Origin of the sequence: Pantoea sp. 18069 (assembly GCF_902706035.1) — a bacterium.
Lineage (GTDB): Bacteria > Pseudomonadota > Gammaproteobacteria > Burkholderiales > Burkholderiaceae_C > Comamonas.
The window spans coordinates 1-13,938 of the sequence record NZ_CACSJA010000015.1 but is presented as its reverse complement, the minus strand read 5'-3'; the positions used below and the strand labels follow the sequence as shown (position 1 = coordinate 13,938).

Genomic DNA, 13,938 nt, shown 5'->3' with positions numbered 1-13,938 from the left:
GACTTTCACTCACTTGGAATGGGGGTTGCGTGCGTCAATCCAGGGACAGGTTGAGGGTGGGCGCGAGCTTTTCCCAGCGCGCGGCCTCCTCCTGGATGAATGCCGAGAAGGTGGCAGGATCGGACGCGACCTGGTCCGAGCCGGTGTCGGCAATCACCCGCTGGAACTCCGCGGATTTCATATAGGTCTGCGCCGCCTGGCTGAGCTGGCCCAGGGCGGACTGGGGGATATTGGCGGGGGCAAACAGGCCGTACCAGGCATAGGACTCGAAGCTTGCCAGGCCCGACTCCTGGAACGTAGGAACATCGGGCAAATGGGGCGAGCGCTGCTTGCCGGACACCGCAATGGCCTTGGCCTTGCCGGACTTGATCATCGGCACCACCGCAATCGTGCTGTCGATCAGCATGGGAACATGTCCCCCCACCAGGTCCGTGATCGCGGGCGCCGAGCCGCGATAGGGAATGTGCTTCATGTTCAGGCCCGTGCGCTCCTGGAACAATGCGCCCGTCATGTGCTGTGTCGTGCCATTGCCGGCGGATGCCCAGGAAAAGCTTCCCTTCTGCTGCTGGATGTAGTCCATCAACTCACGCAGATTGTTCACCGGCAGCGAGGGATGCACCACCAGCACCTGGGCCACGCGCAGCAGGTTGCTGACCGGTTGCAGCTGCTTTTGCGGATCGAACGGCATCTTCTTGTACAGGTGCTTGTTGATCACGATGGGTCCGCTGGCCGTGATCAGCAGCGTGTGGCCGTCGGGGTTGCCATGCGCGACCGCCGCCGTGCCGATGTTGCCGCCGGCCCCGGGCTTGTTCTCGATCAGGAACGGTTGCTTGAGCGCCTCGCCCAGCCCTTTGGCCATCGGCCGCGCGGCAATATCGGACGGGCCGCCCGGAGGCCAGGGCACCACGATGGTCACAGGTTTGTCGGGCCAGGCCCAGGCGGCTGCGGCCATGGTGGTCAGAACCAGCGCGCACACGCTGTTCTTGAGCTTACGGTTGAGCATTCTTGTCTCCATTTTTTGAATCTGCGTTCTTGCCCTCGGTCAGGGTCAGCCATTCTCGGGCGCCCACCCCGGGCGCAACGCACGACAAAACTGGTTTGCAGAAAAAACAAACCCCGGGCCGATCAGCGAAAGACAGGCCCTGCATTACCCTTGGGGCCATGAACTCCGAAGATCTGAACTTGTTCGAGCTGATCGCCGCAGCAGGCAGCCTGTCCGCCGTCGCGCTGAAACTGGGCTGTGACGTCTCCACCCTCAGCCGCCGGATCAGCCAGATGGAGCAACGCCTGGGCTGCAGGCTTTTCCATCGCAGCGGCCGCGGAGTGAGCACGACGGCGCACGGCGAAACGCTCAAGCGCTATGCGCTGCAGGTGCGGGAATTGCTCGATCAAGCCCAGGGCGCGCTTGCCGCCTTGCACGATACGGGGCCGGCCACCTTGCACCTGGCAGCCCAGCCGACCATCGCCAAGCTGCTCTTCGGCGGGCTCTACCATGCGCTGCGCAGGGAGTTTCCCGCCACGCGCATCAAGTTCACCGAGGGACTGGCCAGCAGCATCCTGGAGCAGATCAACCAGGGCGAGATCGACGCCGCGATCATGTACAAGCCCGCATCGCTCAATACCCTGCACTACGAGCCGCTGGCCACGGAGCGCATCTGCCTCATCACACCCGCGAGCTTTCGTAGCGAACGCCAGCAATGGTTCTTCGAGAACCTCGAAGACATCCCCCTGATATTGCCCGGCACCAAGCATGGGCTGCGCGTACTGGTGGAAAGCATTGCCGCACGCCATGATTTCCAGCCCCGCATCGTGCTGGAAAGCGACAGCTCCATCGACATCACGCTGGAGCTGGTTCGCCAGGGGTGTGGCTGCACCATCCTGCCGCTGGCCGCCGTGCTCAATGATGTGTCCCAAGGCGTGCTGCAGGCCTTTGAGCTCAGGGATGAGGAAATCCAGCGCACCATCGCCTTCGTCCCCGGCAAGACGCTGCTCAGCGCCCACAATGCATGGCGCGTGCACCGCGTGGTCGCCATACAGCTCGGCACGCTCGTCGACAGTGGCCGCTGGCCTGGTGCGGCAAGCCCGCCAGGAACGGCTTAGATCTAAGAACAACTTTCATTCCTATTCCTGTCGCAGATGCGCCACCTGACCTCCCGTTCCCGGGCGGCTGCCGGCCGGGTTCAGGCGCTTGTCGAGGTTCAGGATTTCGCCAGCACCCGCTGCGTCGTGCTGCGCAGGTGCTCGGCCAGGAGTTGCGTGGCGAGCCCGGCATCACGGGCCAGGGTGGCTTCCAGCAGTTGGCGGTGCTCCGCTGCGAAGTCGTGGCTGGATTTTCCGGGAATAACGCCGCCTTGCCCTCCGAAGCCGGCGCCTGGACAACGGACAGGTGCCGGTAGCGCGCCGTCTGGTCGCGCAGCAGCTCCGAAAGGTTGTTCGGCCACTTGGAGCTAGCCGGCCGAGCCGGTAGTGCGCCCCCATCAGGCGCGCCTCGCACCCCACGAGCACGCGGGTCTCGATGATGGCGTGCAGTTCCTGCGCCGACACATCGGCCACCCGGAATCCGCGCTGGTCCTCTGTCACCACGAAGCCGCCGCTGGCCAGGCGCGACAAAGCCTCGCGCACCGGGCGGCAGGCTGCCTTTGATGAGGTCCGCACGGATGCCGTTGGTCAGCGCGGAGGCAGCAGTGCGACAGGAGATGCGTGGCTGCACACCACGAATCGCAGGCGAAGAATGCATGAAGTCAGATCATGTAGGGAAATCCATAATCTATATATTTTTTATGAAAATATATAATTATTGGAACCCTCCTCATCTGTCCAAGCAAGGAACCCCCATGAAGCTCGCCACCCTCCTCGTCAACGGCGCTGCGCGCGCGGCCGCGCTCACCGATCAGGGCCTGGCCCTGCTGGCCGAACCGGGCGTCGACCTGGGCACGTTGCTGCGCCAGGGAAAGACCTCCCAGGATCTGGCGCGACTGGCGGCCGAAGCGACCCAGTTCATCGCCCCCGCCGACGCCACTTTCCTGGCGCCCTCCCAGGAGCCGCCCAAGACCTTCTGCGTCGGACTGAACTACGCCGACCACACCAAGGAGAGTCCGTATGAGCAACCGGACTACCCCACGCTGTTCCTGCGCGCATCCACCAGCCTGGGCGCCCACGACGCCGTGGTCGAGCGCCCGCTGGTCAGCGATTCGCTGGACTTCGAGGGCGAGATGGTGGTGGTGCTGCGCAGCGGCGGGCGCCACATTCCCAAGGACAAGGCACTGGACTGCGTGTTCGGCTATGCCGTGGGCAACGAGATCTCGGTGCGCGAATACCAGTTCAAGTCGCCCCAATGGACCGTCGGCAAGAACTTCGATGGCACGGGAACCTGGGGCCCCTACGTGGTCACGGCCGACGAGCTGCCCGCGGGCGGCGCGGGCCTGAAGATCGAAACGCGCCTGAATGGCCAGACGATGCAGTCGTCCAACACGCGCGACATGCTGTTCGACGTGGCCACCACCATCTCGACCATCAGCGAGGCGATCACGCTGCAGGCCGGCGACGTCATCTTCTCGGGCACGCCGGCGGGCGTGGGCTTCGGCCGCACGCCCAAGCTCTACATGAAGCACGGCGACGTCGTCGAAGTCGAGATCGAACGCATCGGCCTGCTGCGCAACCGCATCCAGGACGAGCAAAAGGCCGGCTGAACCGCTGGCCTGGCCAGTGCCGTAGGCGCGGGTCGCCGCGCTTGCGCGGCAGGCCTGCGCCCTTCCCCAACGCCTCCAGAACCGACCGACCCGAAGGACAAAGAATGTTCGAACCCCTCTGCGGCGCTGCCCGCACAGCGCCGGTGAATGCCGGAAAGCGGCGCCTGTTCCAGGCCCTGGCCGCATGCGGCCTGATGCTGGGCACGCCACTGGCCTTCTGCCAGGACTGGCCCGCGCGCCCGATCAAGATCGTGGTCCCCTTCCCGGCAGGCGGAACCACCGATCTGCTGGCGCGCCTGATCGCCCCCCCGATGTCCCAGGAACTGGGGCAGCCGGTGGTCATCGAGAACCGGCCCGGCGCCGGCAGCCTGCTGGGGGCCGACCTCGTGGCCAAGGCCGCCCCCGATGGCTATACGCTGCTGATGGGCAACATCTCCGTCCCGCTGGCCGCCCTGGTGGCCGAACGTGCCAAGCGCCTGACTTTCGACCCGGTCGCCGATTTCCAAGGGGTCAGCATTGTGGCGGGCGTGCCCCTGGTCATCACCGCCAACCCTTCGGTCGATGCCAAGGACCTGAAGGGCTTCCTGAATCTGGCCCGCAACGACGCCGGCACCCACTATGTGTACGGAAGCACCGGTCCGGGCTCCTACCTACACGTGGTGGGCGAATGGCTTCAGCAGGAAACGAAAACCTCGCTGACGCACGTTCCCTTCAAGGGCGCCGCGCCCTTGAAGCAGGAAATGCTGGCGGGGCGCATCCATATGGGCGGTGACCAGCTGTCCACCTCCTTGCCCGACATCCGGGCCGGATCGCTCAAGCCGCTGGCCGTCACGTCGCCCGCGCGCTCCCCCTCGCTGCCCGAGGTGCCCACGGTGCGCGAGCTCGGCCTGGCAGGCATAGAGACAGAGGGCTGGAACGGATTGCTCGCCCCGACGAAGACGCCGCGCGACGTGGTGCAAAAAATCCAGCAATCCGTGCTCAAGGCCGTCAAGAGCCCGGCCCTGCAGCAGCGCATGGCCGCACTGGCGGCCGAGCCCCGAGGCAGCAGCCCGGCGGAGCAAACGGAGCTGCTCAACAAGCAACTGGCGCAGTTCCGCCCCATGGTGGCCCAGTTGAAACTGGACTGAAGGGACTTCACCCATGACAAAGACCCAGACCCTGGCCGGCCTCGCGCTGGCCCTGCCGACCCTGCTGGCGTCGCTGGCGCCGGCCAGCGCGAGTGCGCAAGGCCAGGCACGGCCGCTGTCCATCATGGTGCCGCAGCCCGCCGGCAACCCCACCGATGGCGTGGCGCGCAAGATCCAGCCGCTTCTGCAGGCCCAGCTGCAGCGCCCCGTCATCGTCGAGAACCAGCCCGGCGCGGGGGGCTCCATCGGCACCCAGCGCTTGCTGAATGCGCCGGCCGACGGGAACATGCTGCTGATCGCCTCGCAGACCGAGCCCATCCTGACGCCGTTCACGCTGCGGCACGTCAAGTACAGCGCCAAGGACATGCGTGCGGTGGCGCTGGTCGCGCGCCTGCCCTACATCCTGACCGGCAGCACGAAGCTGCCGGCGCGCAACCTGAGCGAGCTGGCGGCCCACACCCAGGCCGCAGGCAGCCAGGGCCTGAACTTCGGCCACATCGGGCCCGGCTCGATGATCCACCTGCTGGGCGAGCAATGGGCGCGCCAGAGCGGATCGGGCATCAACCACGTGGTCTATCGCGGCGTGCCGCCCGTGGTGCAGGACCTGATGAGCGGACAGATCGACCTGAGCTTTCTGCCGCTGGGCGGCGCCACGCTGCAGATGATCGAATCCGGCAAGGTGCGCGCCTTCGCCACCACCGGCGCCCAGCCCAGCCCCGCCTTGCCCCAGGTGCCCGCCCTCGCGGCCTCCGACAAGAAGCTGGCCGACTTCGTCTACGGCACCTGGATCGCCTTCCTCGTGCCCGCCAAGACGCCCGAAGCCACCGTCGCCCGGCTCAACCAGGCCATCGTGGCCGCCATGCAGGACGATTCGTTCCGCGAGTACGTGAGCTCCACCGGCATGGAGCTCGTGACCGCCAACAGCCTGCCGGACGTGGCGAAGTTCTACGACTCGGAGACGCAGCTCTACGAGGGCCTGGCCAAGAAGATCGGCGTCGAGCCGAACTGAAAAGAACCGGGACGGCGCAAGAAGTGAAGCCGGCGTGCTCAGGCACGCCGGCTTCACTGTTGATGGGGCTCCAGTGAGCCCCGCTGGCGAACCGGGTCAGGCCGCGGCCGGTTCGGCCCCTTTCAAGCCGGCCTTCGCCAGCTATGCCGCAGCCTCCAGGATCAAGGCCTCAGGGCTCTCTGCGGCGCCGACCGCACCATAGAGGTAGAAATCGGGCCGCACCAGCAGGGTCTCGATGCCGTGCCGGTCCATGAACGGCAGGAACTTGCCGTCCAGGTCTTCCCAGCCCTGCGCGCCTGCATCCGCACCGGCTGGCACGATGACGCCGCACGGCGTCCAGCGCGGGCTCGCTCAAGGCCGAAGAAGCGAGTCGCACACCTTCAAGGTGATGCCCAAGCGCTGGATCGTGGCTGGACAAGAACTGGCGGCTGTGGAAGAACTGCGAGCGCTGGCTCAGCACCAGCTTGCAGTTCGTCAACTCGGCTCTCTTGCCCAGGAAACTTTGAACACGTTCTAAGAACGTGTTCACGTTCTAAAGGGCCCTTCGCCCCGTCGGGGCATGGACGGTCGCCGACCCGCCCCGTGTGGCCTTCAATGCTCCCGAAATCCGCGCCAAGTGGACCGCATTGCGCCCAAGCGGCGCAGGCCGCTCAGGGGGTGCTTGCAGTTCACCGCTGCAGTTGCGCCCAGAGCTTGTCCAGGCGCTTGACGCTGACCGGATACGGCGTGCGCAGCTCCTGGGCGAAAAAGCCCACGCGCAGCTCTTCGAGCATCCAGCGGTATTCCTGCATGCGCGCATCGACCTGGCCCTTGCGGTCGGCCACCAGCCGCCAGTAGCGCTGCTCGTGCGGGCGCAGCTCGGCCAGCCGCGCCGCGTCGCGCGCGGGGTCGGCGCGCCACTTGTCCAGGCGCAGCGTAATGGCCTTGAGATAGCGCGGGAAGTGGGCCAGCTGCACCCAGGGCGCGGCGGCGATGAACTGCCTGGGCATGAGCTTTTGCAGCTGCTGCTGGGCGTCGGCCGTGGCCTCGGGCGCGTTCTTCGTGTCCTTGATCTTGCGCGCCGCGGCCGAGTACTCGACCAGGATGGCGCCTGCCAGGCGCGCGACCTCGTTGGCGATCAGCGTCAGCCGGCCGCGCCCGTCCTGCACGCGCTGGGTGAATTCGGCGGCATTGGTGGGCTGCGGATCGAGCACGAAAGCCCGGTCCAGCGCGACATCGATGATCTGCTGGCGCAGTTCCTCCTGCGTGCCCAGCGGCATGAAGGCCACGGCCATTTTCTGCAGGTCGGGAATGTTCTTCTCGAGGTACTTGAGCGCGTCCTTGATCTGCAGCGCGAACAGGCGCCGCAGGCCCGCGCGGTGCCTGGCGGCTGCGACTTCGGGCTCGTCGAAGACTTCGATGCCCACGGCATCGCCGTGGTCGATCAGCGCCGGAAAGCCCACCAGCGACTGCGCACCCTGGCGGATTTCCATCAGCTCGGGCAGCGTGCCAAAGCTCCACTGGGTGTAGCGCTGGCCGGCCGCGGGCGCATCGCTGGCCGGCTTGGCCGCGGTCTGCGCCGGAGTCTTGCCGGCGGGCGCCGCAGCCTGGGCCTTGCCCGCAGGCTTGGCGGCCACGGGTGCAGCCGCGGGCGCGCCGTCTTCCAGCACGTTCGCAAGCTTCATTCCGGCCAGCGCCTGGAACGCGCCGCGCGCCTTGGCGCCCAACTGGGCCTTGAGCGCGCCCAGGTTGCGGCCCTGGCCCAGCTGGCGGCCATGCTCGTCGGTCACGCGGAAGTTCATGAACAGGTGCGGGCTCAGCATGTCGAGCTTGAAGTCGGCGCGCTTGACGTCCAGCGAGGTTTCATCGCGCACCTGCTTGAGCAGCGCGTCTATCAGCCCGCCCTGCACGAAGCGCTCGGGCGCGCACAGCAGCGCGGCCAGGCGCTGCGCGTTTTCGGGCAGCGGCACGAAGCGGCTGCGCGGGCGCTGGGGCAGGCTCTTGAGCAGTGCCTGGATCTTGTCCTTGAGCATGCCCGGCACCAGCCATTCGGCGCGTTCCTCGCTGACCTGGTTGAGCACGAACAGCGGCACCGTCACGGTGACGCCGTCGCGCGCGTCGCCCGGCGAATGCAGGTACTGGGCCGCGCAATCGACGCCGCCGAGCTTGATGACCTTGGGAAACGCCTGGGTGGTGATGCCCGCGGCCTCGTGGCGCATGAGTTCGTCGCGCGTGAGGCGCAACAGGTCGGCGTTCTCGCGGCTTGCGGTCTGGAACCAGCGCTCGAAGGTTGCGCCGCTGAACACGTCCTGGGGCAGTTGCTGGTCATAGAACGCGTAGATCAGCTCGTCGTCGACCAGCACGTCCTGGCGGCGCGACTTGTGCTCCATCTCCTCGATCTTGGCGACCAGCTTGCGGTTGGCCTGCAGGAAAGGCAGGCGCGTGTCCCAGCCGCCGTCGACCAGCGCCTGGCGGATGAACAGCTCGCGCGCCGACTGCGGATCGACCTTGCCGAAGCTGGTGCGCCGGCCGTTGTAGACCACGAGGCCGTACAGCGTCGCGCGCTCGAGCGCGACCACATCGGCGCTCTTCTTTTCCCAATGCGGGTCGAGCAACTGTTTCTTCAGCAGATGGGCGCCGACTTCCTCCAGCCACACCGGCTCCACGGCCGCGATGCCCCGGCCGTAAAGCCGCGAAGTCTCGACGAGTTCGGCCGCGACAATCCAGCGGCCGGGCTTCTTGGACAGATGCGCGCCCGGGTGCGGGTGAAAGCGTATGCCGCGCGCGCCCAGGTAGCTGTCGCTTTCGTCGCCCTTGTAGCCGAGGTTGCCCAGCAGGCCCGAGAGCATGGACAGGTGCAGCGCCTCGTAGCCCGCGGGCTGGGTGTTGATCTGCCAGCGCTGCTCCTTCACGACGGTGAGCAGCTGCGAATAGATGTCGCGCCACTCGCGCACGCGGCGGATGTTGATGAAGTTCTGGCGCAGCAGCTGCTCCCACTGGCGGTTGCTGATCTTGTGCGTGGCGTCGTCGGCCGGCACGGGCACGCCCGCGTCGGGCTTCCAGGCCGGGGCTGCCACGCCCGCCGCGTCGGCGGGCGACTGGGCGCCCGTGCTGCGCTGGGCCACGGGCAGGAAAGCCGCGTTGCGCGCCGAGGCCTTGGGCGCGGGCGCGGCCTGGCTGGCCATCTCGCGGCGGCTTTGCGCGACGACCTTGCCGCCGCGCGCGTCCTGCAGCCATTTCCACAGCCGCAGATAGCCGCTGAATTCGCTTTTCTCGTCGTCGAACTTGGCGTGCTGCTGGTCGGCCTGCTGCTGGGCCTCTATAGGCCGGTCGCGCACGTCCTGCACCGACAGTGCCGAGGCGATCACCAGCACTTCGGCGACGGCGCCGCGCGCACGCGCTTCGAGAATCATGCGGCCCACGCGCGGGTCCAGCGGCAGGCGCGACAGCTCCTGGCCCATGGGCGTGATGTCGCCGTGGTCGGTCACCGCGCCCAGCTCGGCCAGCAACTGGTAGCCGTCGGCGATCGCCCGGCCCGAAGGCGCTTCGAGGAACGGGAAGTTCACCACGTCGCCCAGGCCCAGCGACTTCATGCGCAGGATCACGCCGGCCAGCGAGCTGCGCAGGATTTCGGGGTCGGTGAACGCCGGGCGCGTGCCGAAATCGGTCTCGTCATAAAGGCGTATGCAGATGCCGTCGGCCACACGCCCGCAGCGGCCCGCGCGCTGGTTGGCCGCGGCCTGGCTGATGGGCTCGACCAGCAACTGCTCGACCTTGCTGCGGAAGCTGTAGCGCTTGACGCGCGCCGTGCCCGCGTCGATCACATAGCGTATGCCGGGCACGGTGAGCGAGGTTTCGGCGACGTTGGTCGCCAGCACGATGCGCCGGCCCGTATGGCCTTCGAAAATGCGGTCCTGCTCGGCCTGCGAGAGGCGCGAAAACAGCGGCAGCACTTCGGCGCCGCGCAGCACGGGCTGGTGCTGCAGGTGGCGGCGCAGATGGTCGGCGGCTTCGCGGATTTCGCGCTCGCCCGGCAGGAACACCAGGATGTCGCCGCCGCGCCCGCCGGCCCAGAGTTCGTCGACGCCGTCGGCAATCGCTTCGTTGAGGCCGTAGTCACGACTTTCCTCGAACGGCCGGTAGCGCTGCTCGACCGGAAACGTGCGGCCCGAGACCATGATCACCGGCGCCGGGCCCGTGCTCGATGCAAAGTGGCGCGCAAAGCGGTCGGCATCGATGGTTGCCGAGGTCACGACCACCTTGAGGTCGGGGCGCTTGGGCAGGATCTGGCGCAGATAGCCGAGCAGGAAGTCGATGTTGAGGCTGCGTTCGTGCGCCTCGTCGATGATCAGCGTGTCGTAGGCCTTGAGCAGCGGGTCGGTCTGGGTTTCGGCCAGCAGGATGCCGTCGGTCATCAGCTTGACCGTGGTGTCCTTGGACAGCCGGTCCTGGAAGCGCACCTTGTAGCCGACCACGCCGCCCAGCGGCGTCTTGAGTTCCTCGGCGATGCGCTTGGCCACCGAGCTCGCGGCAATGCGCCGCGGCTGGGTGTGGCCTATCAGCTTGCCCTGGCTGCCGGCCGGAGCGTTGCACTTGCCGCGGCCCAGCGCCAGCGCGATTTTCGGCAGCTGCGTGGTCTTGCCCGAGCCGGTCTCGCCGCAGACGATGATCACCTGGTGCTGCGCCATGGCGCGCATGATCTCCTCGCGCCGTGTGGACACGGGCAGGGAGGCAGGAAAGTCAAGGGTGTACGCGCGCGGCGCTGCAGCGGTCTGCGGATCGGAAAAAGGCATAGCCCGCCATTATCCGCAGGCCGGGCTGGCGGCGCTCGCGCTGCCTCATTTATTCCAAGCCGGCGCAGGACTCTGGCGGCGACTGATGCGCGCCAACAACTTCTTTGCCCTGCGCCCTGCAGGCGACCGCTGCGTGCTTATGATGCGACACTTATCGAACAAGGCTAATCGCCGCCCTACGCCCCGCACGCCCGCCCCGCCCATGTCCACCGTTTTCAACTTCACCTTCGTTCCCTGGTTCCGTTCGGTTGCGCCCTATATCCATAAATTCCGCAACCAGACCTTTGTCGTCGGCATCACCGGCGAGGCGATCGCGGCCGGCAAGCTCACCAGCATTGCCCAGGATCTGGCGATGATCCAGGCCATGGGCGTGCGCATCGTGCTGGTCCATGGCTTTCGCCCCCAGGTCAACGAACAGCTCCTGGCCAAGGGCCATGCGCCGCAGTACTCTCACGGCATACGCATCACCGACTCGGTGGCCCTCGACTGCGCGCAGGAGGCCGCGGGCCAGTTGCGCTATGAAATCGAAGCCGCGTTCAGCCAGGGCCTGCCCAACACCCCGATGGCCGGCGCGACGGTGCGCGTGCTGTCCGGCAACTTCGTCACCGCGCGCCCCGTGGGCATTGTGGACGGCGTGGATTTCAAGCACTCGGGCCTGGTGCGCAAGGTCGATGTGAATGCGATTCGCCAGACGCTGGACATGGACGCGATGGTGTTGCTGTCGCCGTTCGGCTTCTCACCCACGGGCGAAGCCTTCAACCTGAACATGGAGGAAGTCGCGACCAGCGTGGCGATCGAGCTCAAGGCCGACAAACTGATCTTCATGACCGAAGTGCCGGGAATCCACCAGCACCCGCTCGAGCCCGCGGGCGACGACAACCCCATAGACACCGAGCTGCCGCTGGCGACGGCCCAATCCCTGCTGGCCCAGCTGCCCGCGCCGCAGCAGCCCACCGATACCGCCTTCTACCTGCAGCACTGCGTCAAGGCCTGCAAGGCCGGCGTCGAACGCAGCCATATCCTGCCGTTCGCGGTCGACGGCGCGCTGCTGCTCGAAATCTATGTACACGACGGCATAGGCACCATGGTCATCGACGAAAAGCTCGAAGAGCTGCGCGAAGCCACGGCCGACGATGTCGCGGGCATCGTGCAGCTGATAGAGCCGTTCGAGAACGACGGCACGCTGGTCAAGCGCAGCCGCACCGAGATCGAGCGCGACATCACCAACTACACGCTGATCGAGCACGACGGCGTGATCTTCGGCTGCGCCGCACTCTACCCCTATCCCAAGGAAAAGACCGCCGAAATGGCGGCCGTCACGGTCTCGCCCAAGAGCCAGGGCACGGGCGACGGCGAAAAACTGCTCAAGCGCATAGAGCAGCGCGCGCGCAACCAGGGGCTGGAAAGCCTGTTCGTGCTCACAACCCGCACCATGCACTGGTTCATCAAGCGCGGCTTCCAGCCCGTGGACCCGAACTGGCTGCCCGAATCGCGCAAGGCCAAGTACAACTGGGACCGCAAGAGCCAGGTTTTGGTAAAGAAGCTCTGACGCGCCGCAGCGGGCGAATGGCCTCGCGCCAGCCGTCCTCTGCCGGCCGGCGCTATCATCCTTGCCCTTCCCACCGATCCGCCTTCCGGCCCAGATTCTCCTGCCCATGCCCCTGCCCGTTCTCTATTCCTTCCGCCGCTGCCCCTATGCCATCCGCGCCCGCCTGGCGCTCGCCCATTCGGGCATTGCCTGCGAGCTGCGCGAAGTCAATCTGCGCGCCAAGCCCGACGCGCTGCTGCAGGCCTCGCCCAAGGGCACGGTGCCGGTGCTGGTGAACGCGGACGGCGTGATCGAGCAAAGCCTGGAAATCATGCTCTGGGCGCTGCGCCAGAACGACCCCGACGGCTGGCTCGCGCCGACCGAAGGCAGCGAAGCCGACATGCTGGCGCTGATCGACGATCTCGACACGCGCTTCAAGCCCGCGCTCGACCGCTGCAAGTACCCCGAGCGCTACAGCGCGGCGCAAGTCAACGACGCCCAGACCGAGGCCCTGACCTGGCTGGCCGCGCTCGACCACCAGCTCGCCGACACCGGCTATCTGTTCGGCCTGCACCCCAGCCTGGCCGACATGGCGCTGCGCCCGTTCGTGCGCCAGTTCGCGCGCATAGACGAAGCCCAGTGGGCCGAGCAGCCCTGGCCCGCGCTGCAGGCCTGGCTGCAGCGCTGGATCGATTCGGCGCTGTTCGCCGAAGTGATGGAAACCTACCCCGGCTGGCGCGACGGCGAGACCGGCCCGACCTTCATGGCGCAGGTCTCGGGCGCGCAGTGAAAACATCCGCCCCGCAGCACCGTGCACAGGCGCTTGCGCTGCGCCGCAACGCGGCTCGGGCCTGTCCATGAAGTGAGCTTCCGGCGCGCCGTGCCCAGGCCCATGTGCATGGGCGCTCCAGGGCGCGGGTCGTGATTCAAGCCATTCTGTCTTTCCCGGGCTCTTGCAGATCCTGCATGGAATTGTTCGCCATGTCATTGCGATCCGGATGCGCAGCTCTAGGGCTATTCGCGGAAGAAGGGATCACGCCAGCTGACAGCTGCACCATGGAGTGGAGATCATCATCAGCAGCAGACTCATTCACGATTTTTTGCCTTTGCCTGACAGAGGAAGATAATTCTTCATATTCATTTCTTTCGTCTGCCGCAAGAGGCGTTAACGGCCTCTTTTTGTCCATGCCGGAATGATCGAAGACTGCATGACTCGCGTTGACCCGTCCCATCGGGGCCATTGCTCTTTGCCCCCCCTGCGCCGCGTCGCCCTGCGCAGGCCTGGTCGCAAGAGCCAGTGCCGGGCTCACATTCCTGTCTTGAAGACTATAATCCACGCCTCTCTCCAGCGTGGGAGCCGCAGAATTCTTGAATATCTTCACTTCGGCAGGTATCACCAGGTCTTCGCCGGTATCGATGAAATTTTCAGGATTTCTCTCGATAGCTGCCCACAATGTCAAACAAATAGCAATATTTGTCTTGGCAGAGATGCCGATTGCCTCCCATACCTGGCTCTTCGATAACTGGAATTTTTCTTTCAGTAAAAAGTCTATCGCGCCCGAATCCTGATGCGTTGCGGCATAGGTGAGTGCAGAGAGACCATCTTCATTCACTTTGTTGACGTCTGCATTCGCCGCCTTCAATTTAAGCGATATCGCATCGTGACCAGCGTTCAGAGAAATCTTGACATCCTCCCCTGCCTAACGGCAGGGGATTCCTACCGCGCCCATTGCAGGCATTGAGCCTGAACAAGTCACTTCGGTGGGTTCCTGCTTCGCAGAGGCTGCGCACTTGGCCTTTGCGGGCTTTGCGC

The 13,938-nt window shown here is 66.1% G+C and carries 10 protein-coding genes and 1 pseudogene; 7 read left to right on the top strand and 4 right to left on the bottom strand.

Annotated elements, in window-relative coordinates; genetic code table 11:
- Window positions 1–34 precede the first annotated feature (34 nt).
- The gene (locus tag GVL12_RS13415) at window positions 35–1,003 is read right to left on the bottom strand and encodes a tripartite tricarboxylate transporter substrate binding protein (RefSeq protein WP_159914754.1); all 969 of its coding nucleotides are present in this window, start codon (window positions 1,001–1,003) and stop codon (window positions 35–37) included.
- A gap of 158 nt (window positions 1,004–1,161) precedes the next feature.
- Here GVL12_RS13415 and GVL12_RS13410 point away from each other — a divergent pair, with 158 nt between their 5' ends.
- The 4 genes from GVL12_RS13410 to GVL12_RS13395 all read left to right on the top strand — a co-directional run bounded on the left by GVL12_RS13410 (window position 1,162) and on the right by GVL12_RS13395 (window position 5,825).
- Window positions 1,162–2,100, top strand: a complete 939-nt coding sequence (locus GVL12_RS13410) for a LysR family transcriptional regulator (RefSeq protein WP_159914752.1) — start codon at window positions 1,162–1,164, stop codon at window positions 2,098–2,100.
- A 734-nt stretch (window positions 2,101–2,834) separates the two neighbouring features.
- Complete coding sequence (locus GVL12_RS13405) at window positions 2,835–3,689, top strand: fumarylacetoacetate hydrolase family protein (protein ID WP_159914750.1); 855 nt, start codon at window positions 2,835–2,837, stop codon at window positions 3,687–3,689.
- Window positions 3,690–3,793: 104 nt separating this feature from the next.
- Window positions 3,794–4,816 (top strand): tripartite tricarboxylate transporter substrate binding protein, encoded by a 1,023-nt coding sequence (locus tag GVL12_RS13400; RefSeq protein ID WP_159914748.1) that lies wholly within the window; start codon window positions 3,794–3,796, stop codon window positions 4,814–4,816.
- Between the two features lie 13 nt (window positions 4,817–4,829).
- Window positions 4,830–5,825, top strand: coding sequence for a tripartite tricarboxylate transporter substrate binding protein (locus tag GVL12_RS13395; RefSeq protein WP_159914746.1), 996 nt, complete (start codon window positions 4,830–4,832; stop codon window positions 5,823–5,825).
- A gap of 141 nt (window positions 5,826–5,966) precedes the next feature.
- On the opposite strand, the gene GVL12_RS13390 is transcribed toward GVL12_RS13395, so the two are convergent.
- Window positions 5,967–6,143 carry a hypothetical protein gene (locus GVL12_RS13390; protein WP_159914744.1) on the bottom strand — a complete coding sequence of 59 codons (177 nt, stop codon included), beginning with the start codon at window positions 6,141–6,143 and terminating at the stop codon, window positions 5,967–5,969.
- 40 nt (window positions 6,144–6,183) lie between these two features.
- On the opposite strand from GVL12_RS13390, the pseudogene GVL12_RS13385 reads away from it, so the two are divergent.
- A pseudogene (locus tag GVL12_RS13385) lies at window positions 6,184–6,331 on the top strand (IS5/IS1182 family transposase); the annotation flags it as partial.
- Between the two features lie 162 nt (window positions 6,332–6,493).
- Here the strand turns inward: GVL12_RS13385 and hrpA are convergent.
- Window positions 6,494–10,597, bottom strand: coding sequence for an ATP-dependent RNA helicase HrpA (hrpA, locus tag GVL12_RS13380; protein WP_159914742.1), 4,104 nt, complete (start codon window positions 10,595–10,597; stop codon window positions 6,494–6,496).
- 202 nt (window positions 10,598–10,799) lie between these two features.
- Here hrpA and argA point away from each other — a divergent pair, with 202 nt between their 5' ends.
- Together argA and GVL12_RS13370 are read left to right on the top strand one after the other, a co-directional pair.
- The gene (gene argA / locus GVL12_RS13375; RefSeq protein ID WP_159914740.1) at window positions 10,800–12,146 is read left to right on the top strand and encodes an amino-acid N-acetyltransferase; all 1,347 of its coding nucleotides are present in this window, start codon (window positions 10,800–10,802) and stop codon (window positions 12,144–12,146) included.
- Window positions 12,147–12,252: 106 nt separating this feature from the next.
- Complete coding sequence (locus tag GVL12_RS13370) at window positions 12,253–12,915, top strand: glutathione S-transferase (RefSeq protein ID WP_200843738.1); 663 nt, start codon at window positions 12,253–12,255, stop codon at window positions 12,913–12,915.
- Window positions 12,916–13,051: 136 nt separating this feature from the next.
- Here GVL12_RS13370 and GVL12_RS13365 read toward each other — a convergent pair whose 3' ends face one another.
- Window positions 13,052–13,738 carry a hypothetical protein gene (locus tag GVL12_RS13365; RefSeq protein WP_159914738.1) on the bottom strand — a complete coding sequence of 229 codons (687 nt, stop codon included), beginning with the start codon at window positions 13,736–13,738 and terminating at the stop codon, window positions 13,052–13,054.
- Window positions 13,739–13,938: the final 200 nt, after the last annotated feature.

Bases quoted from the DNA above. Each gene is read 5' to 3' on its own strand.
- GVL12_RS13400 (WP_159914748.1), top strand. From the start codon at position 3,794: ATGTTCGAACCCCTCTGCGGCGCTGCCCGCACAGCGCCGGTGAATGCC.
- hrpA (WP_159914742.1), bottom strand. From the start codon at position 10,597: ATGCCTTTTTCCGATCCGCAGACCGCTGCAGCGCCGCGCGCGTACACC.
- GVL12_RS13395 (WP_159914746.1), top strand. From the start codon at position 4,830: ATGACAAAGACCCAGACCCTGGCCGGCCTCGCGCTGGCCCTGCCGACC.
- GVL12_RS13410 (WP_159914752.1), top strand. From the start codon at position 1,162: ATGAACTCCGAAGATCTGAACTTGTTCGAGCTGATCGCCGCAGCAGGC.
- argA (WP_159914740.1), top strand. From the start codon at position 10,800: ATGTCCACCGTTTTCAACTTCACCTTCGTTCCCTGGTTCCGTTCGGTT.
- GVL12_RS13415 (WP_159914754.1), bottom strand. From the start codon at position 1,003: ATGCTCAACCGTAAGCTCAAGAACAGCGTGTGCGCGCTGGTTCTGACC.
- GVL12_RS13370 (WP_200843738.1), top strand. From the start codon at position 12,253: ATGCCCCTGCCCGTTCTCTATTCCTTCCGCCGCTGCCCCTATGCCATC.
- GVL12_RS13405 (WP_159914750.1), top strand. From the start codon at position 2,835: ATGAAGCTCGCCACCCTCCTCGTCAACGGCGCTGCGCGCGCGGCCGCG.